The sequence below is a fragment of the Sporosarcina sp. FA9 genome, assembly GCF_051550205.1.
In the GTDB taxonomy this organism is placed as follows: Bacteria; Bacillota; Bacilli; order Bacillales_A; family Planococcaceae; genus Sporosarcina.
In genome coordinates, this window is the sequence record NZ_CP188819.1 from 3,190,689 (window position 1) to 3,210,850 (window position 20,162).

Annotated in this window: 25 protein-coding genes and 1 pseudogene; 4 read left to right on the forward strand and 22 right to left on the reverse strand. The window is 37.1% G+C overall.

What is annotated here, in order from left to right; all coding sequences use genetic code 11:
* Positions 1–65 precede the first annotated feature (65 nt).
* From ACP8HH_RS16245 to ACP8HH_RS16260, 4 genes are all read right to left on the reverse strand, one after another.
* Positions 66–671 carry a flavin reductase family protein gene (locus ACP8HH_RS16245; protein WP_438313082.1) on the reverse strand — a complete coding sequence of 202 codons (606 nt, stop codon included), beginning with the start codon at positions 669–671 and terminating at the stop codon, positions 66–68.
* A gap of 70 nt (positions 672–741) precedes the next feature.
* Entirely contained in the window at positions 742–1,725 is a 984-nt protein-coding gene (locus tag ACP8HH_RS16250) for a ring-cleaving dioxygenase (RefSeq protein WP_438313084.1), read from the reverse strand.
* A 476-nt stretch (positions 1,726–2,201) separates the two neighbouring features.
* Entirely contained in the window at positions 2,202–4,088 is a 1,887-nt protein-coding gene (locus tag ACP8HH_RS16255) for a heavy metal translocating P-type ATPase (RefSeq protein ID WP_438313086.1), read from the reverse strand.
* 30 nt (positions 4,089–4,118) lie between these two features.
* Positions 4,119–4,340, reverse strand: coding sequence for a heavy-metal-associated domain-containing protein (locus ACP8HH_RS16260; RefSeq protein WP_438313088.1), 222 nt, complete (start codon positions 4,338–4,340; stop codon positions 4,119–4,121).
* Between the two features lie 466 nt (positions 4,341–4,806).
* On the opposite strand from ACP8HH_RS16260, the gene ACP8HH_RS16265 reads away from it, so the two are divergent.
* Positions 4,807–5,232: a ferritin family protein gene (locus tag ACP8HH_RS16265; RefSeq protein ID WP_438313090.1), complete on the forward strand. Its 426-nt coding sequence runs from the start codon at positions 4,807–4,809 to the stop codon at positions 5,230–5,232.
* Positions 5,233–5,346: 114 nt separating this feature from the next.
* On the opposite strand, the gene ACP8HH_RS16270 is transcribed toward ACP8HH_RS16265, so the two are convergent.
* The 14 genes and pseudogenes from ACP8HH_RS16270 to ACP8HH_RS16335 form a co-directional block, all read right to left on the reverse strand.
* Positions 5,347–6,111, reverse strand: a complete 765-nt coding sequence (locus ACP8HH_RS16270) for a DUF817 domain-containing protein (RefSeq protein ID WP_438319229.1) — start codon at positions 6,109–6,111, stop codon at positions 5,347–5,349.
* Between the two features lie 115 nt (positions 6,112–6,226).
* Positions 6,227–6,442, reverse strand: coding sequence for a helix-turn-helix domain-containing protein (locus tag ACP8HH_RS16275; protein WP_438313092.1), 216 nt, complete (start codon positions 6,440–6,442; stop codon positions 6,227–6,229).
* A 10-nt stretch (positions 6,443–6,452) separates the two neighbouring features.
* Positions 6,453–6,935 (reverse strand): DUF2975 domain-containing protein, encoded by a 483-nt coding sequence (locus ACP8HH_RS16280; protein ID WP_438313094.1) that lies wholly within the window; start codon positions 6,933–6,935, stop codon positions 6,453–6,455.
* Between the two features lie 326 nt (positions 6,936–7,261).
* Positions 7,262–7,660, reverse strand: coding sequence for a VOC family protein (locus ACP8HH_RS16285; protein WP_438313096.1), 399 nt, complete (start codon positions 7,658–7,660; stop codon positions 7,262–7,264).
* A gap of 144 nt (positions 7,661–7,804) precedes the next feature.
* Positions 7,805–8,215, reverse strand: coding sequence for an SRPBCC family protein (locus tag ACP8HH_RS16290; RefSeq protein WP_438313098.1), 411 nt, complete (start codon positions 8,213–8,215; stop codon positions 7,805–7,807).
* A 3-nt stretch (positions 8,216–8,218) separates the two neighbouring features.
* Positions 8,219–8,542, reverse strand: coding sequence for an ArsR/SmtB family transcription factor (locus ACP8HH_RS16295; protein WP_438313100.1), 324 nt, complete (start codon positions 8,540–8,542; stop codon positions 8,219–8,221).
* A gap of 237 nt (positions 8,543–8,779) precedes the next feature.
* Positions 8,780–9,289 carry a GrpB family protein gene (locus tag ACP8HH_RS16300; protein WP_438313102.1) on the reverse strand — a complete coding sequence of 170 codons (510 nt, stop codon included), beginning with the start codon at positions 9,287–9,289 and terminating at the stop codon, positions 8,780–8,782.
* A 32-nt stretch (positions 9,290–9,321) separates the two neighbouring features.
* A complete protein-coding gene (locus tag ACP8HH_RS16305) occupies positions 9,322–9,846 on the reverse strand; it encodes a GNAT family N-acetyltransferase (protein WP_438313104.1) in 525 nt (174 codons plus the stop codon).
* A gap of 136 nt (positions 9,847–9,982) precedes the next feature.
* A complete protein-coding gene (locus tag ACP8HH_RS16310; protein ID WP_438313106.1) occupies positions 9,983–10,180 on the reverse strand; it encodes a hypothetical protein in 198 nt (65 codons plus the stop codon).
* A gap of 92 nt (positions 10,181–10,272) precedes the next feature.
* Positions 10,273–10,800 carry a GNAT family N-acetyltransferase gene (locus tag ACP8HH_RS16315; RefSeq protein WP_438313108.1) on the reverse strand — a complete coding sequence of 176 codons (528 nt, stop codon included), beginning with the start codon at positions 10,798–10,800 and terminating at the stop codon, positions 10,273–10,275.
* A 45-nt stretch (positions 10,801–10,845) separates the two neighbouring features.
* Positions 10,846–11,204, reverse strand: a pseudogene (locus ACP8HH_RS16320) (lipid II flippase family protein); the annotation flags it as partial.
* Positions 11,205–11,385: 181 nt separating this feature from the next.
* Entirely contained in the window at positions 11,386–11,922 is a 537-nt protein-coding gene (locus ACP8HH_RS16325) for a DUF1572 family protein (protein WP_438313110.1), read from the reverse strand.
* 85 nt (positions 11,923–12,007) lie between these two features.
* On the reverse strand, positions 12,008–12,172 hold the full coding sequence (locus tag ACP8HH_RS16330) for a hypothetical protein (RefSeq protein WP_438313111.1): 165 nt from the start codon (positions 12,170–12,172) through the stop codon (positions 12,008–12,010).
* Positions 12,173–12,252: 80 nt separating this feature from the next.
* Positions 12,253–12,555, reverse strand: a complete 303-nt coding sequence (locus tag ACP8HH_RS16335; RefSeq protein ID WP_438313113.1) for an ATPase — start codon at positions 12,553–12,555, stop codon at positions 12,253–12,255.
* A 420-nt stretch (positions 12,556–12,975) separates the two neighbouring features.
* On the opposite strand from ACP8HH_RS16335, the gene ACP8HH_RS16340 reads away from it, so the two are divergent.
* The 3 genes from ACP8HH_RS16340 to ACP8HH_RS16350 all read left to right on the forward strand — a co-directional run bounded on the left by ACP8HH_RS16340 (position 12,976) and on the right by ACP8HH_RS16350 (position 16,476).
* Entirely contained in the window at positions 12,976–13,371 is a 396-nt protein-coding gene (locus tag ACP8HH_RS16340) for a hypothetical protein (protein ID WP_438313115.1), read from the forward strand.
* A 2-nt stretch (positions 13,372–13,373) separates the two neighbouring features.
* A complete protein-coding gene (locus ACP8HH_RS16345; protein ID WP_438313116.1) occupies positions 13,374–15,479 on the forward strand; it encodes an MMPL family transporter in 2,106 nt (701 codons plus the stop codon).
* Positions 15,480–15,858: 379 nt separating this feature from the next.
* Positions 15,859–16,476 (forward strand): Ltp family lipoprotein, encoded by a 618-nt coding sequence (locus ACP8HH_RS16350; protein WP_438313118.1) that lies wholly within the window; start codon positions 15,859–15,861, stop codon positions 16,474–16,476.
* A 683-nt stretch (positions 16,477–17,159) separates the two neighbouring features.
* Here ACP8HH_RS16350 and tatC read toward each other — a convergent pair.
* The 4 genes from tatC to ACP8HH_RS16370 form a co-directional block, all read right to left on the reverse strand.
* Positions 17,160–18,050 carry a twin-arginine translocase subunit TatC gene (gene tatC / locus ACP8HH_RS16355; RefSeq protein ID WP_438313120.1) on the reverse strand — a complete coding sequence of 297 codons (891 nt, stop codon included), beginning with the start codon at positions 18,048–18,050 and terminating at the stop codon, positions 17,160–17,162.
* 8 nt (positions 18,051–18,058) lie between these two features.
* A complete protein-coding gene (tatA, locus tag ACP8HH_RS16360; protein WP_438313122.1) occupies positions 18,059–18,256 on the reverse strand; it encodes a twin-arginine translocase TatA/TatE family subunit in 198 nt (65 codons plus the stop codon).
* A gap of 103 nt (positions 18,257–18,359) precedes the next feature.
* The gene (locus ACP8HH_RS16365) at positions 18,360–19,268 is read right to left on the reverse strand and encodes a 4Fe-4S dicluster domain-containing protein (protein WP_438313124.1); all 909 of its coding nucleotides are present in this window, start codon (positions 19,266–19,268) and stop codon (positions 18,360–18,362) included.
* 31 nt (positions 19,269–19,299) lie between these two features.
* Entirely contained in the window at positions 19,300–20,148 is an 849-nt protein-coding gene (locus tag ACP8HH_RS16370; protein WP_438313126.1) for a dimethyl sulfoxide reductase anchor subunit family protein, read from the reverse strand.
* Positions 20,149–20,162 lie beyond the last annotated feature (14 nt).

Here is a 20,162-nt window from a genome sequence, read left to right on the forward strand (position 1 = left end):
AGAAGGTAACGTATTTTAATAGTTCATCTCGTTTTGACTCTAACTCTGAAAGTAACATGAATTTACTACTTAGGTCTGTCAATTGAAAAAATAGTACCGATATCTGCATAACTAGTGCCTGCTAAACGACTAACGGCGTTTAAACCCCTTGGATCGATTCTTCCATTTTCATAAATTGCTTCATCAACGTGAAAGCGAACTACCTCTCCGATGAACAAATCACTACCGGGGCCATCCCCACCAAGTGGAATAGCTTGAACAAGTCTGCATTCCATTCGAATTTTCGATTCCTTTACTCCTGGCACAGATACATTTTCGCTTTCTACAAGCGTTAAATTCGCCAATTCAATTTCACTTTCTGTTGCAGGTAACGAGGCTGCTGTTTCATTGATTTTTGCTACATTCTTATCATCCACAATATGCACAACAAATTCACGATTACTATAAATATTCCGAGCAGTATCTTTTGGATGTTCATTAGGTCTTTGGATAGCAAGTGAAACCATTGGTGGGTTTGATGAAACAATATTGAAATAGCTAAAAGGTGCCCCGTTGACAATGCCTTCCTTAGATTGGGTTGTGACAAAGGCTATAGGTCTCGGAATGATGGAACCGATTAGAAGTTTGTAATTGTCTCGCTCACTATTTTTTTTTGGATCAATCGAAATCAATAAATTCAGCCCCTCTATTGCTAATTTTTAACTAAAATCACAAAATAACTTATTTAAAAAACCATTTATTTTATAGGTGCTCTTTTTCAATTTTAAGTGTGCTACGCACTGTGTTGATTGGTCTCACCAATGACTCAATTTCTTCCCGTTTCCCTTCAAGGAATGGCGGTAACGATAGAATTTCCCCTACTGTTTCGTAAGGCTCATCACCCATAAAGCCAGGACCATCTGTTGCCCACTCAAAAAGGAGCCCAGGTGCTACACGTGCATATAATGATTCAAAGAAGAAACGATCCACATACCCAGAAGTGCCGAAACCAGCAGCTTCCATATGCTCAATCCATTCATGTAATACTTTCGTACCTTCTACACGGACAGCTAAATGATGAACGGTACCATAGCCTTGACGGCCTTCCGGTAAAACCGTATTATGTTCTACAATTAATTGTGCACCATTTCCACCTTCGCCCATTTCAAATAAATACATAGATCCCTCTGTTTCGATTTCACGCATGAACATCGCTTTTTCCAAAACCTCTTTAAATTTATCAAATTGTGCGATGCGAATATGAATCGGTCCTAATCCTGTTATTGCAAATTCCAATGGTACTGGACCATTCTGCCAAGGTGTTCCTGACTCAATTCCTTCATTAAATTCATCCGAAATCAACATATATTGTTGATCATCAAAGTCTACAAATGAAATTGTTTTCTTACCGAATACTTCTTCAATACCTGTATTTTTCACTTCGTACTTATCGAAACGTTTCAGCCAGTAATCGAGTGCAACGTCTGTCGGCACACGGAAAGCAGTTTTATAAATCTCGTTCGTTCCATGTGTCCCTTTTGGAATACCTGGGAAATCAAAGAATGTCATATCTGTGCCGGCAGAGCCTTTATCGTCTGCGAAGAATAAGTGATATGTTTGAATATCATCCTGATTGACCGTTTTCTTTACGAGACGCATTCCCAATACATATGTGAAAAACTCATAGTTCTTTTCTGCACTACTTGTAATCGCCGTTACGTGGTGTATCCCTTTTAAATCTTCCATTATGTTTCCTCCTCTTATTACCTCGAATAAATGACTCTCTAATACAAGACATTTACCCAAAAGTTTTATACTATCTTTACATGTTGTCCAATTGTGTTTGAGCAATTCAATCTTAATAGTACTATTTTCAGTTTCTTTTTATGCTGGGGAACAACTTAAATCATAAGTATCTCGAATTCAAGCTAAATATAACATGAATTTATTTCACCGTCAACACTTTAGTTTGTAACAAACAGTATTGAAGCCTATTCAGTATTTGTGAGAATATATATTATACCCGTATATTCAAATAAAAAAACCTTCTCTTAATCAGAAGCAATTCTTAAACCTACAATAATTTCCTGTGTAAATAGAGTTACTTCTATATAAGAGGCGAAATGATAATCTAAACATAAATAGAGATGCAGACTTTCTACATCTCTATCATGCCTTATAATAGGTGTTCACATAGCTTATTTCTCTACTTTCGCAATCCCCTACTCAGTTTGGAGGATAGCATTCGGTTCTTTCATTTCCACTTCTTTCTTAGAATACCGAATCAATCTGACTGCGTTAAGAATAACGATTAACACACTCAATTCATGGACGAGCATACCTGATGCTAAGAATACTTTTCCGAATAGGACGCCGGCAAGAAGGAGGAAAACCGTTCCGACTGCGAAATAAGTGTTTTGCTTCATGTTGCGAATTGTTGCTTTCGCAAGAGCATGTGCATGGGAGAACTGATCCAATCTGTCTGCCATCAGAACAACATCCGCAGTTTCCATTGAAATATCAGTTCCACCCTCCCCCATTGCAAGCCCAATATGTGCCGTTGCAATTGCGGGAGCATCGTTAATTCCGTCACCAGCCATTGCGACGATGTGACCTGCATCTTTTAACTTCTGAATCCAGGAAACTTTGTCTTCTGGCAGTAATTCTGCATGTATTTGATCAAGCCCGAGCTGTTTACCGACAAGTTCAGCTGTGTGACGATTGTCGCCAGTTAACATGATGATTTGTTTGACACCATTTTGGCGAAGCTCTTTGATTGCGCCCATAGCTTCGGGACGAATTTGGTCTGCAATCGATACGATGCCTTGAATCACACCATCAATTGCTGCAAATATGGCCGTGTTACCGGCTTTCTCACGATCTATAGCATAGGCTTCAACTGTTTCCTCAATGACTATTTTATTCGCAGCCATCAGTTTACGATTTCCAACTGTGAGTACTTTTCCTTCTATTTTTGCCCGAATACCATTACCTTCAATGACTTCGGCTTCTTCGGGTTGATTGACAAGTGGAATTTCTTGTCTTCGAGCTTCCTTAACAATAGTTTGCCCGAGATGGTGTTCTGAAATCATTTCAGCCTCTGCAACAAGCCGTAGAAATTCATTTTCATCCCCTGAAAGTATGTGGATATTCGTTACTTCAGGACGTCCACGTGTAAGTGTACCTGTTTTATCAAAGACGACTGTATCAATCTTGGCAAGGTTCTCCATAATTTCGCCGCCTTTGACGAGTACACCGTTACGAGCGCCATTTCCGATTCCTGCAACGATTGATACCGGAGCGGAAATAACGAGTGCACCTGGACATGCGACAACAAGGAATGTTAGTGTCATTTCAATATTACGTGTGAAGATATAAACAATTATTGATAAGATGACAATTGAAGGCGTGTAGATATTTGCAAAGCGATCAAGGAACTTTTGTGTTTTTGATTTTGCTTCCTGGGCATCTTCTACAAGTTCGATAATACGTGCAAATGTCGTATCGTCGCCTACGCGGTCTGCAATAACTTCAATAAATCCATTGTCGACCATCGTTCCACTAAATACGCGGTCCTCAATTGCTTTTGTTGCAGGAACCGATTCACCAGTAATGGCTGCTTCACTTAATATCGCTTTACCTGCAACAATCACTCCATCTATAGCTACTTTTTCCCCAGAGCGGATTACGACCCGATCGCCTTCGATTACATCTTCCACTGAAATGGTAATTGTTTCGCCATCTCGGATGACGGTTGCCTCGAGAGGTGCCATGTCGATAAGAGATTTCAGTGATGAGCGTGTTTTTTCTAATGTACGTACTTCGAGGTAAGCACCGAATAAGAAGAGAAATGTAACAGCGGCAGATTCTACGTATTCACCTATAAATAGCGCACCAACTACCGCGATTGTGACAAGAAGTTCAATACTGAAGGCTTTCATGCGTAGTGCTTGAATTGCTTTCCACGAAATCGGTAATCCTGCAATTACAGTTGCCGTTATGAGTGTCCATTGTCGTAATGAGTGAAGGCCCCCGAAGTGGAGGCCGATTGCAATGGCAAGAAGTGCTCCAGTTAAGGCGGTAATTTGGGATGTTCTTTTAGCATTCACGTTGTTCCCACCTTTCTTTTTCTTCAGAAATCATGAAACTTTTTGTGATAGTACCGGGTAACCCAGTTTGACAATTGTTTCTTGAATCTTATCTGCACTGACAACTTCTTCATCAAATTGTGTGCGTACTTTGTTGGAGTTGAACATCACCTTTACCTCTTTTACCCCATCCATTTTGCTTAACGTACTTTCAATTTTCTTAATACAAGTTGGACAGCTGAGCGGCTCTAAACTAAATACACCTTTTTTCATTATTTTCATCCTCCTAGTTTTTTGTTTACTTAACTTCTAACCTAAGTATAAAACGTTTAGTGGAATCAAACCTTGACGTACATCAAGAATATAAAACAGAATAGGTTACAATCGAAAAAATAAAAAATAGCCCAAACCATTATAGTTTGGACTTTCTATTGAGTTGAGTATGGTGGATTAACATAAACACCATTCAAAAAGTTCATCATCTTGCCTTCATTTTAATCACAATAATCATGTAAAACAAAAGGTCTAGTTTGTGGAATACCAGTAGGTAAGGTGACTTAGAAATGACTGGATGAATACACTGCCACGAAAAGTCTTAGACTATCAAACCCCAGACAAGGCGTTTGCGCACTTACTTAAGTTTCGGGTGACTATGCAACGCTAGTGACTATTATTCCTATAAGACAAGGTTCATATTACTTTTTTTACTCATACCATAATTAAAAGAGGTGATCTAAAATTGAATCAAAGTTCTGTGCAACCTTCTACAAATACGGCAGTGTTAAATGATATTTTAAATGCGATTAATGGTGAGTACACTGCAATTTCCTGTTATGAACTATTAGCGAACCAAGCACCAAACGACGTGATTAAAAAACGCATTCTTGAAATTAGAAATGATGAAATCAGACACTATGGAACCTTTTGGCATCTTTATATTTCATTAACAGGAAAACAACCTTCTCCAATAATTACAAGACAATGTCCTGCTGATTATAGAAGCGGGGTACTTGCTTCGTTCATAGATGAACAGGAAACTGTTGACTTCTATCACAACATAGCAAGAAATACCGATAACCCAGTTATTAAAGACGCTTTTACAAATACCTCAGCGGATGAACAAAATCATGCGGTTTGGTTTTTATATTTCATGAATCAGCAATAATTGTTTATCGGCCGGCATTGACGTCGGCTTTTTTTGCGCTTGGATGTTTGGTGTACAGGCACCCTTCACTCAAAAAAGGTTCTTAAACAGTATAAAAACGGACTAGTATCCATCCTAATGAAGTTTTTCCTTAACCCGTTTTAGCGTTGCTACTATTAGAAAGCTTACAATCACTAATAAGACCCACGAACTCACCTTTCCTAGATGCACGAGACTCCATGCATTACTTTGGTTTGGATAGTTCCAAGCTCCAAAGAACGTTGCGATATTTTCGGCAATCCATATAAAAAATCCGATGAGCATAAAGGAAAGTATGAGGGGCATACGGTAACGGGTTCCATCAACTTCGTATGTGACCCATGATTTCCAAAAGACGATAATTACAAGTCCAGATAGCCAAAAGCGGACGTCAATCCAATAATGGTGAATGAAGAAATTTAAATAAATCGCAGATGCAAGTGATACAACTACCAAAAACGGTGGCCACTTAACCAGTTCGACCTTAAACCTCCTCCATGCCTGGCAAAGATAACTTGCCACACTTGCGTACATGAACCCGCTATATAAAGGTACTCCAAAAATTTTGAAATATCCTTCCTCTGGATATGACCAGGAACCCATATGTACCTTGAAAATTTCAAGAGCAAGCCCAATCAAGTGGAACAATGTGATGACCTTTAGTTCATCTCGTGTTTCAAGCCCAAAGCGTACCATCCACCACTGCATCAGAAGGAAAATTATGAGCAGCCAATCATACCGTGGTAGCAAGGGAAGTGGCATGATTTGTGTAACAGCTAAAGATGCAAAGATAACTACAGGAAACAAACAGGATAGGGCCTGCCCCCAACCAAAACGAAAGAGTTGTTTTAGTGCTCTCATGATTTGTGCCTTCAAAGGTATTTTCTGAACATCATTTTGAATGGTTGAATTCATAGTAATTCCTCTTTTACGTGTTTGATTCATTTCAACGTCAAATATTCTTATCCTATTAAGATCAGGTGTCTGTATCACTTCGGTATTCTAAAATATCCCCAGGCTGACAGTCTAAGGCCTCACATATAGCTTCTAAAGTAGAAAAACGAATCGCTTTTGCCTTACCATTCTTCAGTATTGAAATATTCGCCATTGTTATTCCGACTCTATCCGTAAGTTCTGTTACACTCATTTTCCTTTTAGCCAACATCACATCAATATTGATTATAATTGCCATTTTATTCACCTCAGACCATTAAGTCATTTTCTGATTTTATATCGATGGCTTCTTGTAAGAGTCTCTGAAGAACAGCGGCGAAGACCGCAATCACCATAGAAGAAAAAATAATGACCAATCCGATTACAATGATACCAGGTGCATCGTCTATTTCCGCCATGAGATAAAAAATCGGCATGCCTACCACATACAAAATACTAATTATGATTGCACAGTATTTAATTTTCATTAAAGATTTTACAGATAAATTCGAAAATGCTTTGCTGTTGTTAATATAGCTTAATAGCTTAAAAGCTTGAAACAGAGCAAAGTAAAAAGGTATCGCAGCTGCATACATATCGATTAATACGAGATATTTCAAATAAGTAATATCTGGATACAATTCTGCTGCAAAATTGGCTATCTCAGGCACCACAAATATGCATAAAGCAAGAACTGGAATTCCAATAAAAATAACAGCTATCTTTAAAAATAGTGTTGTTCCTCGTTTCATAAAATGCACCCCGCTTAACTTGTTTATTGTTAATTTGACTTTAACATGTTACTTATTGAATATCAATAAAAATATATCGCATTCCAACACATTATTTTAGCTACATAAATATGTTTTTCATTTTGGACAGAGGTAAAAAGCATTCCTAATTGCTTAGAAATGCTCTATAACTATAAACTATTCAATTTATAGCCCCTTAGTCAAAAATCGGATTACTGGACTAACTTCCTTGAATTTTCAAGATTATTGTCGATTCAACTAGAAACACCGATTCCATTTATATATACAAATGGAATCGGTGTTTTTTCGTTTGTAATTATTTTGGATTACTCCGGCAAGTTCAACTGCCAGGATACTCCAAACTGATCGTTCAGCCATCCGAACTTTTTGCTGAAACCATAGTTATTTAAAGGCATAAGTGCTGTGCCATTTTGCATCATTCTTTCATAAAGGCTATCAATTTCCTCTTCAGTATCACACGTAAGATAGATAGAAAAAGACGGAGTAAACGTAAACTCGTGATTAACATGGCTGTCGATACACATGAACTCCTGCCCTTTTAATGAAAATACAGCTTGTACAACGGTACCTTCTTCACCAGGTCCTTCAGCTCCATATCGCGTAATACTTTTAATTTCCGAATCCTCGATGAGTGAAGTGTAGTATTTCATAGCTTCTTCTGCAATACCGCCTTGAAACATTAAAAATGGTTTTACGTTCTTCATATTTAACTTCCCTTTCTTTATATAAACTTTATTGTTGTAACTTGGGTCACACCTCAACTGAGAAGTGGAATTTAATGATAACTCGTGCAGTTCCTCATTTTGAATTAACACTAATCTAAAACATTTACTTGAAGCAAAACACGTTTACTGTTCCAACATTTTTTTGAGTTGCTCACCAAAATTCGTCCAACTGTATTTGGCTCCCTCAATAGCTCCTTTGGTTGCTTTTGTTGCCTCACTGAAACCAGTTTGTTCAAAATGCAAATGTGTAGCACCATCTGAATCCGTTTTCAATGTCCATGTAATCGTAGTCGTTTCTCCAGCACTTGCCCAAGTGTAAGATAATATATGAGGCGCCTCTACTTCGAGTACCTCACCATTAACGATGCCGTCCCACCATTCATTTGGCTCAGAACGAAATTGGAATTTTTCTCCGATCACTGGTTTAAAGTCATTTTTCCATATCCATTGTGATAGCATATCTGAATCTGTTAATGCCTTCCACACTTGCTCAACTGAACTTGAAAATTGAAAATCTAATGATACGTCTGCCATTGTCTATTCCTCCGATAACAGTTTTTTTAAATGCGATACTTTTTCCATCCAAAAATTTTCGTAAAAGGATACCCAGTCTTTAATTTCTTGCAAGGGAGCCGCATTTATTCGATACCTTGTTTCCCTTCCAACCTTTCGAACAGTAACCAGACCAGCTTCTTTAAGGATTGCCAAATGTTTAGATACTGCTGTACGCCCCATTTGGAACTCGGCAGTTAGTTCGTACAAAGGTAATTCACCTGCGTTTGCCAACAAATGTAGCAATTTACGTCTTGTTGGGTCGGCAATGGCTACATAAACATCACGCTCTTGTTTTTTTTCGTTCAAAACTTCCCACCTCGCATATAGGACACTTATTGGTGTCCCTATCATATGTCACTAGTTGGTGTCTTGTCAATATTTATCTTCGGCATAAGCTTATTCACTTATCTTCAATTTAATTTTTGAACCAACCTATCCTGTTGGGACATTTCTTCATATTTACTTGTAATTAATAAATACCCGGTCTAAATTCAAAAGGGCACAGATCCTTAGTTAGGAAATGCGCCCGATTGCGGGGGATAACTATTTTATCCTTGCTAAACTCAGTTTTATAAAATCAGTTTTTTCGTCTGCATATTTGTGTTTATTATGTTTATTTGCCTTTGAAAGTTTTATTTTAAGTTCTTCATACTCCATTCTTGCTATATCATTGCTGCGCAGGTAATCTCTGAATTTTAACTGCTCCACTAAAAACTTGTTTCCAGTTTGGTACATATGAATTTGATGTGTCCTCGGTTCTCCCTTATTAAAGTAGTGTCTATCTGGGAGTATATTAATTCCCCTGTAAGAGTAACCTAGACTTTCCAAAGGAGTGACACATTGCTTACCAACGTTAAAATCCTTAATCTCAACAGCAATGTCAATGATAGGTTTAGCACTGAGCCCCTTTACGGCTGTGCTGCCGATATGGTGAATATCAACAACATACTGACCAATTTTACTTTGTATTCTATCTTTCTCTAATAAAAATTCTTTTGGCCAGTCTTCTTTCCAAGATACTAAAAAGACCTCACCTTTAGGTAATCCAAGCATCCTATTGGCCTCCTAATATAGACATATAATGATTAATTTTTGTCCGATGAAGCTAGTTTGTATTGTATTAATTTAGTTTCAATACGTAAATATTTCTCAGCACCAATTCTACTAACTTCCTTAAACCCTATTCTTTCCAGCATTCTTCTCGCTCGAATATTCGTCTCGTGTGTTTCAGCATTGAAAACTGTAATACTAAAATGTGAAGAAGCATAATCAATCATGAGTATACTGGATTCAAATCCAATTCCCTTCCCCCATAATGTACTTTCACCAATCGCGATTCCTAGTTCAGCTGAATTATCCTTAATATAGGCTAAGTCTGCATATCCGATTAACTTATTTTCCATTTCGATTCCCATACGAATGAAATCTTCGGGTAGATTATTTACGCAATGTATCCACCATTCATATAATTCTTGCTCGTTTCTATTTATATCCCAGTCGTTTGCCGAACAAAATCTGTCGTCCATACTCCATTTTAAAACGTAACCAAAGTCCTCTAAAGTTATCGGTCTAATTCTTATAAGGTCACTAAAAACATCCTTGTAATTCATACTTTGCCCCCGTCTACTAAGGTAATCCGCTAATATTCTTTCTTGCAAAACGGCTGGATTGTAGGACAGCCTATATTCATTCATCGCACCAGATAGTTTAAAGAAAGACTATTTTAAATCTATTAATCCATTATTTCTAACTTTTAAATTCATCTTCTAATTCCTTTTCAATTTCATCATCACTAACCGAAATAACTCCATCATTAACCCCATACTTCATTTTTATCAATTTACCAATCTCTGATCTGTCAATTCCATCCTTTACTGCTGTAAAGATTACTACGTACAAAACAAATAAACCTACAATCCATAGTAAAATAGTTCCCCATACCATTTATTTTCCCTCCAGTAAATTGTTTCTAAAAAATCGTTTGAAGTTCCGTTAACATATAGGTCTAATTCTATTAAGTGCCCAATTGTGAAAGACTATTCCCTAAGGAGGGAATAAACGTATGTATCATATGCTTTTCCATCTTGGTACATATAATTTCTTAAAACTCCCTCTTGTTGAAAGCCTACTTTTTCTAATAATTTATTCGAAGCTTCATTTTCAATAAATACGACTGCACCTATACGAGTTAAACCCATAACATCAAAGCCATAGGAAAGGACTTCGGAAACTGCTTCTGAAGTATATCCTTTTCTCCATTGTTGCGGGTGTATTTCGTAACCAATTTCAGCTCGTTTATGTTTTGGCAACCAAGCATTAAAGCCAATTGTCCCAATTATACCTTTGGTTTCTTTTCTCTCAATCCCCCATCGTATGCCTCTTTTTTCACTATAGTTTTTCGAAAATATATCTATGATTTTTTCTGCTTCTATTCCACTTTTCAACGTTTCTTGTCCGTAAAAACGTGTTACATCCTCGTTAGAAAAACAAGCAAAAATACCTTCTGTGTCTTCATTTGTTATTTCTCTTAATATCAGCTTATCTGTTTCTAGTGTAGGAAACATTTAATCTCTCTCCCTCATTTAGTTCCTAATGTAGGAACATTCACCTCAAACTGTGAATTGTGTAAACCAAGCAATATACTTAGCTCCTGGTATAAATAATACTTGTGCCAATAAAGTTCCTAATAGTCTTGAAGTAACCATCGTTAATGACATGTTCTTAAGAGTTTGGTAATTCCCTCTCCCATTCACTACATCATTTGCAATGACAGAGACTTTTGGATCGACGAAAATAACTAACAGTATTGTGGCCATTCCGTTTATTAAATCCGATGCCATAAATGCTTTATATGTAGCATGCTAAAGGATAGCAACGCTGCATATAAAGCAGATAATACACCAATCGTGTATTTTGCAGTTATTATCATATTTATTAAGAATAACCCCACCGGAATATCTTTGATTTTGGTATATATATTAATTTCCGAGTAATTATCTCCAACATGATTACCTTCTTTATTGCTGATTTATTTATTATCGTTTGTCATAGCTATGTCAAAACGTTCCCTACATTCTGACCCTATTACTGAATGGGTGCAGATTCTATATACCAGAATTGCACTCATTAACAGCACAAAGGTAAATAACTTAAGATTGATGTTTCTTCAACTTCTGCTGTAAGTACTCCTCTGATTTTCCTTTTCGTATACTAAGCGTTTCCCAGTTCTCATCTTTTAATTGCTTTCCAATATAAACAATCTGTCCAACATGAGAAGCATAATGAGCCATTTGCCTTTCGATTGCTTCTAGAACAGTGAGGTTCTCACCACGAATGGTTATATTTTTTAACAAGTCTTTACCTTCTAATTTGTTCAATGTATCAAGAAGTGTGCTCCACCCATTTTCCCAAATGGTGTTCATTTCTAGCTTTGAAGAAATGTCATCTACAAATTCCTGATCACGATTTCTTGACGGTTTTTCTCCATCTGTTGTTAAAAAGTTCGACCATCTGGATATCATATTTCCACTTAAATGTTTTGCGATAGTCGCAATACTATTTGAAGACTTGTTTAGCCTCCAGCGTATATCTTCCTCTGTTAATTGACTTATTGTTTTATCGCCTAGATTTTTAACGCTTTCAAATCTTGCCTTCACAATCTTTAAGTATTCATTTCCAAAATCCATCAGAATACCCCCTTCTATTCTTGTAAACTGTCCATATTACTGAAGTGGCGTAGATTCAGATTTCATAATCGCACCTGTTTTCTAGTTATTTTTCTTTGTCTTGAAGCTGTACAATTGCTAAGCAAACAACACCAATTGACAGTAGTGTTATTGCAGTATCCACAGATAATTCTCCTAAAATACTTAAAACAAGTGTACTCACACCCATTCCTAATGCAACTGCTTTAAAAATTATTGTGACATTTTTCATATGAATCTCCTCCAATTTGGCCCGGTATCGGCAATCATTTATTTGGCAATCGCTCCCGTTTATTGAATTCATAATTTTAATTATGTTTCAAGTCTCTTCCACATAGTGTAGTTGTATATTAGTTGGATAATAAAAGCTATTAGAAATAATAATCCCCACAGTACAATTGTCGGGATACCCCAATCCGTAAAGTAATGGATAACAAAAAGCAATAAAACGAATACAGGGAGATTTACTAAGGTTCTAATCATCTTTCTTCTGTAAGATAATCCAAAGTAATTAAATTTAAAACCTTTATCCACTTTATTCTTCTTTTTTGAGATAACCGATAAAATAATAACTATAAGTGAGACAAAAATAATTGGGATAATAATTTCTAACATCTTTATTCCCCTTTCCTTACTTCTTTAACAAAATGGCCCGATTACGAAACACCGTTCTTACTGAATATTCACTATTGCTTACAGTAAGTATAGCATTCGTAATTATATGTTCCAATGCTATCCATCTTTACCATTCACATTAAATCTACAAAAAAATATTATTATATTCACGTTCGTATAAGTACATTTTTATGAACTAGTTGAAATGTTTACCAAAATAACAAAAGAAACATCCGTTCATTTTACGTTATATGGATATCAATCGATCTTCCCTATTCTAGGGGGATCGATTTTTTGCATTTAAAATGATAGCTGGTAATGGTTGATGACTACCAATGTCATAACCTCTCGTTCATGTTGCGTTCATATTGGATGATTAAAGTAAGAGTATATCAAGAAAAGAACTGGGGGGAATAAAGTATGCAAGAAAAATGGAGTATACGTCTTATTCGTATTGCGGCACTATTTGGTTTGATTGGAACAGTATTAGGTTCTCATATGGCGGGGTCAGGTTCTTACGCATTCCGTCCCATTCACGCACATATTTTATTAGTCGGTTGGCTGTCGATGTTCGCGTGGGGTGTATTTTATCGAATCTATAAAGTACATGCGAAAAAACTTGTGAGTGCACACGGTTGGACAGCGATTATCGGTTCAATCGGACTTACAACAGGTATGTGGCTACAATTTATGAAACCATTTAGTGTGAATGAAACACTAGCACTCATCTTCTATATTATAGGAGGAACAATTTTGCTTGTTAGTTTTGGATTGTTCGTTATCCTTACATTTTTAATTGAAAAGGGAGGAAAATAATGATGGCAAAAGGAAAACGTATATGGTGGTTGTCTATAAGTATTTGGATAGCATTAATGGTGATTCTATCGGGGTTTGCACCTGGAGCAAAGGAGTTCGTTCAGGCGAATAAAGATGCAGGGCTTCCTGCAGATGCTGAATCCATTATCGCGGATCGGCAGTTAGAGAAATACTTCCCATCTGAGGGTGGTATGCCTTTATTTGCAGTGTTTCATAATGAAGATGGATTGACGGAAGAAGATGTCCTATCCTATGCAGCGGTGCTTGAATCGCTTGAAACGAAATCGTCTCATGGCGTAGTAGATGTCATTCCATTAACTGAATTGAAGCCTGAGCAACGTGCATCTTTTTTAGCCGAAAATGAAAAGACATTTTTCGTTCCAATTACATTACCAAAAGGATTGGAAGGAAACGATTTACATGAACTTGTTGTATCTATTAAAAGTGAGGTAGCTCAAAAGATAGGCAGTGATGTCGAAATATCGTGGACTGGGCCAGCGGGAATTGCGTCAGATGCAATTGAATTGTTCAGTCAAGCAGACGTTGTTCTACTATTGTCAACGGTCGGATTAATCTTGGTCTTGTTACTGATCATCTATAGATCGCCTTTACTAACACTTATCCCACTTATTGGTGCTGCAATCGTATACGCTGTTGTGGATCGAGTGATTGGTTTATCAGCATCGTCAGGATTATTTACAGCAGAAAGTCAAGCACTATCCATAATGACCATATTGTTATTTGCAGTCGTGACGGACTATTCCCTACTCATCTTTTCACGTTATCGTGAAGAATTGAAAAAGCATGAGTCGGTCAATGATGCCATGCGGGAAACAATGCGTCACGTTCGAGAACCAATATTTTTTAGTGGAAGTACAATCGTTCTCGGTATGGCAACGTTGTTCTTCTCAATTTACGAGCCTTATCGTAATTTCGCACCAGTGTTTGCTATTGCAGCTGGAGCGATGCTGGTCGCCGGATTAACGTTGTTGCCTGCACTCTTTGCATTGATTGGTCGAAAAGCGTTTTGGCCAGTAATCCCCAAGTATGGTGACGAGACGATTGAAAAGAAGACGGTTTGGGGTAAAGTAGCAAATGTAGTGACAAAAAAACCGTTGTTGTTCATGATTCCAATAATGCTTCTACTTCTCCTGGGTGCATGGAATGTTACAAACATTGACGAGTCGTATGACATGATTGAATCTTTCCCAGAAGACCTCTCGTCTCGTATTGGTTATGATCATCTAGGAGAATCATTTTCGCAAGGAAGCTTAGCACCAGGTACACTGTTATTTGTTTCTGATGAAAAGCTGGACATGGAAAAGCTCATGACGGTTGTTGAAGAAATTGAAAGTAAGCCAGGTGTCGATAAAGTAACCATTCAAAGCAATCCGATTACGGAAGATGGAATGAATGCAAAGTTCTCCGTAACGTTTACCGGGAATCCGTATAGTGTAAAAGCATTCGACACCGTGCTTGAACTTCGTAGTGATAGCAATGCTATGTTGAATGAAGCTGACTTAGCGGATACGCAGCTGTTTATAGCAGGTGAAAGTGCAAAGAATGCAGATTTACGGGATATTAACAACCGAGATACAAGGGTCGTAATGATTGCAATGACTTTGCTCATCACAATTATGCTCGGTTTGCAGACACGTTCCATTATTGCACCCATATACATGATGGGGACGATCTTGTTGTCCTATGCTGCGACACTTGGGTTATCTATGGTTTTGTTTAAACTGTTTTTGGATTTGGATACCCTAAGTTATCGAATTCCGCTGTACTCGTTCGTATTCCTCGTCGCTTTAGGGGTCGATTATTCGATTATGCTTATTGCGCGAATACGGGAAGAGATGAAAGTTTTGCCTTTTGATGATGCGGTACGCCGAGGAGTTGAAAAGACAGGTGGTGTCATTAGTTCAGCCGGTTTAATCTTGGCTGCAACTTTCTTAGTACTGGCAACAATGCCTATTTATGAATTGAAGTTGTTCGGAATCATTATGGCAATCGGTATTTTGATTGACACATTCATCGTTCGTCCGCTATTAATTCCAGCGATTTTGATAGTCCTTGGTAAATGGAGTTTTTGGCCGAAGAAAATATAACTAATAAAATTAATCGCCACTCAGCTTATACTGAGTGGCGTTTTTATAACCTATAGGAAGGGAAAGTATAATTTATGCACTACTATTATTTATACTATTTTGCTTGATAAGTTATAGGTTAATTGGGAGCAATTCAATGTTAGCCGCCTGTGAATAAAGATAATCTGAATATACACTACAATTACATATTTATTAGATATAAATTGTAAAGTTACCCTGGTTTGCATGTATATTCCATTGGTTGAATTGTACGTTGTTGTTCCTTGCGCGGGTACTTTTATCTTTTTCACACCATTAACTACCTCCATTATTTACCTATGGTCAAATTAGTGAAACTATCGTACCATGGGACTGTTAATGAAATAAGGAGGCATATACTGTGGATAAAGTTAAAACAGCAAAGATAAAAAAACCATTTTATAAAAAGTGGTGGGTGTGGGTAATTGTCATCATAATTATTGGGGTAATCGGATCAAATGGTGATGATGATACCGTTAACGATGTTTCAGAAAAAATCGATGTTTCAGCTGATAAAGAAACAGTAGTTGAAGAAAAGAAAGAGTTAACAGATGAAGAGAAAGCAGCCGCTGAACTAAAAGAAAAAGAAGCTGCTGAAGCCAAGGCGAAAGCAGAGGCCGAAAATAAGGCAAAAGAAGAAGCTGAAGCGGAAGCCAAAGCAAAAGAGGAAAGTATCCCTAGGGAACATAAATCGGCGTTAAAGACGGCGGAGTCTTACGCTAAAACTATGCACATGTCAAAGGCAGGCATTTATGAACAGTTAACTTCCGAATATGGAGAGAATTTCCCTCCGGAAGCTGCACAATATGCTATCGATAACATTGTAGTTGATTGGAAAGATAATGCTTTAAAAACGGCACAATCTTATGCAGAAACTATGGATATGTCCGATTCGGCTATTTATGATCAATTGATTTCCGAATACGGAGAACGATTTACTCCGGAAGAAGCGCAATACGCGTTAGATAATTTGGAATAAGATAAAAAAGGCGACCACTCGATTATGAGTAGTTGCCTTTTACAACTTAATTTAATTAGTTCACTATTGCATTAAAAACGAAATGCTTTAATTTTAGGTACCTACTAGAGTTGCATAACCGCAAAAAGAATGGAATAGTCTAGTAAATTGGAATTAATTACTTGAACAAATACAAAAAACCTTCTAAAACAGATAGGGAAACGACGACTAAATCAGTTCCCCACATTATCATTAGGGGATATCTCATGACCAGAGTAATCCAGAATTTAGTTTTTCGTCAATACTTATCTAATTTACAGACTAATGTTTTATCCTGCACACTTATGAATTACGATGCGAAGAAGCTTAACGATTTTTGAATCGTGAAAATCTTTATTATTGCAAGCCTTCGCAAATGGGATAGCCTTAGAGTAATTAAAACCAATATCCGTTCAAAAAAAGAATTTCAGAAAGAAATCGGAGTAAATTCTAACAGTCATTCGCAAATTAGTCGCCGTTTAATTTAAACACTGCTGATTTGTCCTATTTACTTAGCCGACTAACCCAATGTTATTGGAAGCAAAATATGAATGCTAAAGGGCTGAATGCCAATGTCTTTCCACTTTGAATCATTGATGGTACTTATATTAAATTGCCTAAGAATGCATTAAATTGGACTGCAGTCTCTAAAGATTCCGCAAGAATCAAGTTACATATCCGTATTTTCGCTGTTCATTACGTCTAACGATATAAATACTCGCTTCGTAAAGCAACATCATCGGAATAAGCACGATAAGTTGGCTAATGAAATCAGGTGGTGTGATAAAAGCTGAAACAATGGCAAGCGCTAAATAGGACCATTTTCGTACTTTTCTCATTGAATCTGCCGTCAGCAATCCAATTGCAGCGAGAAACATAGCAACGATTGGAAGTTCAAAAAGCAAACCAAGCGGGACCGTTGTCATTAAAAGAAAACTTGCATACTCCTGAGCTGAAACCATCACATTAAAATTGACGGCGCCCAAGGCTGTTAAGAAATTATAGCTAATTGGATTGACGATAAAATACCCGAAGGATACCCCTCCAATGAACAGAAGCAACATGGTCGGAGCATACAAGCTTATTAACCGGCTTTCTTTTTCATGTAACCCAGGACCTATGAATTTCCAAAGAAAATGGCATATAAACGGCAAGGCAAGTCCAACCGCGAGTGCAGCGGAAATTGACATATAAAACTTTACAACTTCTAATGGGCCCAGCACGATTAACTGGTGTCCACGCGTTACATAAGGAAACCAAAGATTAATCGTCGAGAAAACAATGACGAAAAAGAGGAGGAAAACAGCAATACTCTTAAAAAGCTGTTTCCTTAACTCTACAAGATGAGTGACCAACGATAACTTTGGTTTTCCCTCAGTCTTCGAATCCGGTCCTTGTTTCGGATTGGAGCGCTGTTCTTTATTCTTTTCCCCCGTTTTTTCTTCCTTTACTTGGTAGTCATCTTTTATTTCCCGCTCTGTTTCCACTTCTATTTCCACATCTTCTTTGTCTAACCAACTAAAATTTTTGCGGTTGTAATCTCCATCTGGACCCATATAATCACCTACTTATCAGAGTTCGGTTTTTTTTCTCTTTGTGTTGCTTCGTCATCGCTTATAAGCTCTTTTGTTGATTTCTTAAACTCTGAAAGCGTCTTTCCAACCGCTGATCCGATTTCCGGTAATTTCCTTGGACCAAATAAAATAAGTATGATTACCAGGATGATGATTAAACCAGGTACGCCAATGGCTGCCAAATTCATAGTTAGTGCCTCCCTTTATTTTTCGTATATTTTTGTTTGAATTGTTTAGTATCTGTTACATGCTTTTTATTGCGCCTCAAGAGTAATCTGAAATTTATTTCCACTACATAAGTGAAAACTGTTTTTTCTTTCGACAAGCGTAACACATCTGATTTCCTTCATCTAAAGTATTAAAATTCTCTTCACAACTAGAGCATCCGCTTTCTTGGAACAAATAATTTATTGGAGTAACAGGTGAAATTTTGCTTGTAATTGAAATCGCTTGTTCTGGACAAATATCTTCACAAAGTGAGCAATTCGAGCACTGTACAGGTGCAACAGTAAAATGTGTGTCCGTAATTTGAATACACGCTTTAGGACATAGAATTTCACATGCTTTACATAAAGTACATGTACCTGTATCTAAAGTAAAATCAATAAATTGATGATTGGGATAGCGCTTTGTTAAATCTAAACTTTCTTGATTAAAACGCAATTTAGCAGGAACCAGTTCTTTCGCAATGTTTTTCACTTCTTTTTTCCAAGAGAAAAACAACTCTTTTCTTGTCATCATGGTTCCAGTTTCCTCCGCCACTTTACCATATTTAATATTAAAAGTAGCTTCTCCAAGTTCACTTAACACTTCATTCGTATTTTTTATTATTTGTTTCCATTCATCCGAAGAATCTTCGTGTTCAAAAACAATGGTTATTACACTTTTTTTATAATAGACTAGTAATTCTTTTAAGGAAATACTCTCCTCACCCGAAATAATTAGCTGGTTATTGATAACTGTCCTTTTAGGAAGAATCCCTTCCACAGCGTGTACAGGACAAGCGACAACACACTTACTACATTGTGTACACTTTTCCGCGTCGATGAATGGTTTGCCGTCCATAAAAGTAATCGCTTGTTCAGGACAATTATCTATACATTTCCTACAACTTGAACGGGGACTTTGATAATGCGTACAAGATGGGAGAATTTTATAGTCATAATGCAAACTTTCCAACCAATGTTGTAATATATTCATTTCAACACCCCCCCTTTCTAAGCGTGGTTTATTAACTTGGGATTACATAAAACACATAGCGACTTAATCCTTGAGCGACTACAAATATTGTTAATGCTGCAAATATTAAACTAACAGAAGTCTGTTTCGACTTGGATACTGTTATATAACCGAATAAAAACATGCCAACGATAGAAACTATCCAGCTAGAAGCAATCATTCCTTTATAGTTTGCTAAGATAGATGAAGCTGACACCGAATCTATCATTGTAACTTCATTAACCACTGTAAAGAACATGGCAGATCCTAAGACTTGTAAAACGAACCCCAATGCAGCAACGATAAAAGCACTTCTTATAAAACCTCTTGTATCTATGCTTGTTGTCTCCTTAGAAAGCTTCGGTACTACTAAAGCAACAGCTAGCATAGCCCCTAAAATAAGGGTAGTTCCAAAAAAGGATGTATACGTATTGATTGAATTCCAACCGTCAATTAAAGTAGAAGCATAAAGTCCTCCCATGACGTACACATCAATTAAGCCCACGATCGCAGTCACAAGAAGATACCATGTAGTAACCTTTTTCTGTATAACTGTTAAAGCAGTTGTTAAACAAGTTAAGCCAATAAATGCACCAGTTAATACGATTTCTGCACTCATCCATGATGAGCCTAGGTTTCTAATCGTATTCATTGCATTCATCGGTGCGCCTAAGTGGGAGAATGAGGCAATTAAACCTAACAACGAAAGGACAGAAATTACAATCAAAGGCATTTTAAATAAGCGATAAGCCTCGTATTCTTTCAGCTCGGAACTCCTCAGTTTTAATATAGTTAGTACAAATATACCGCCGATTGATGCTTGCACGGCTATTGTAAAAATGAATAATGCCCACTCATGCATGGGTAGCCCTCCTC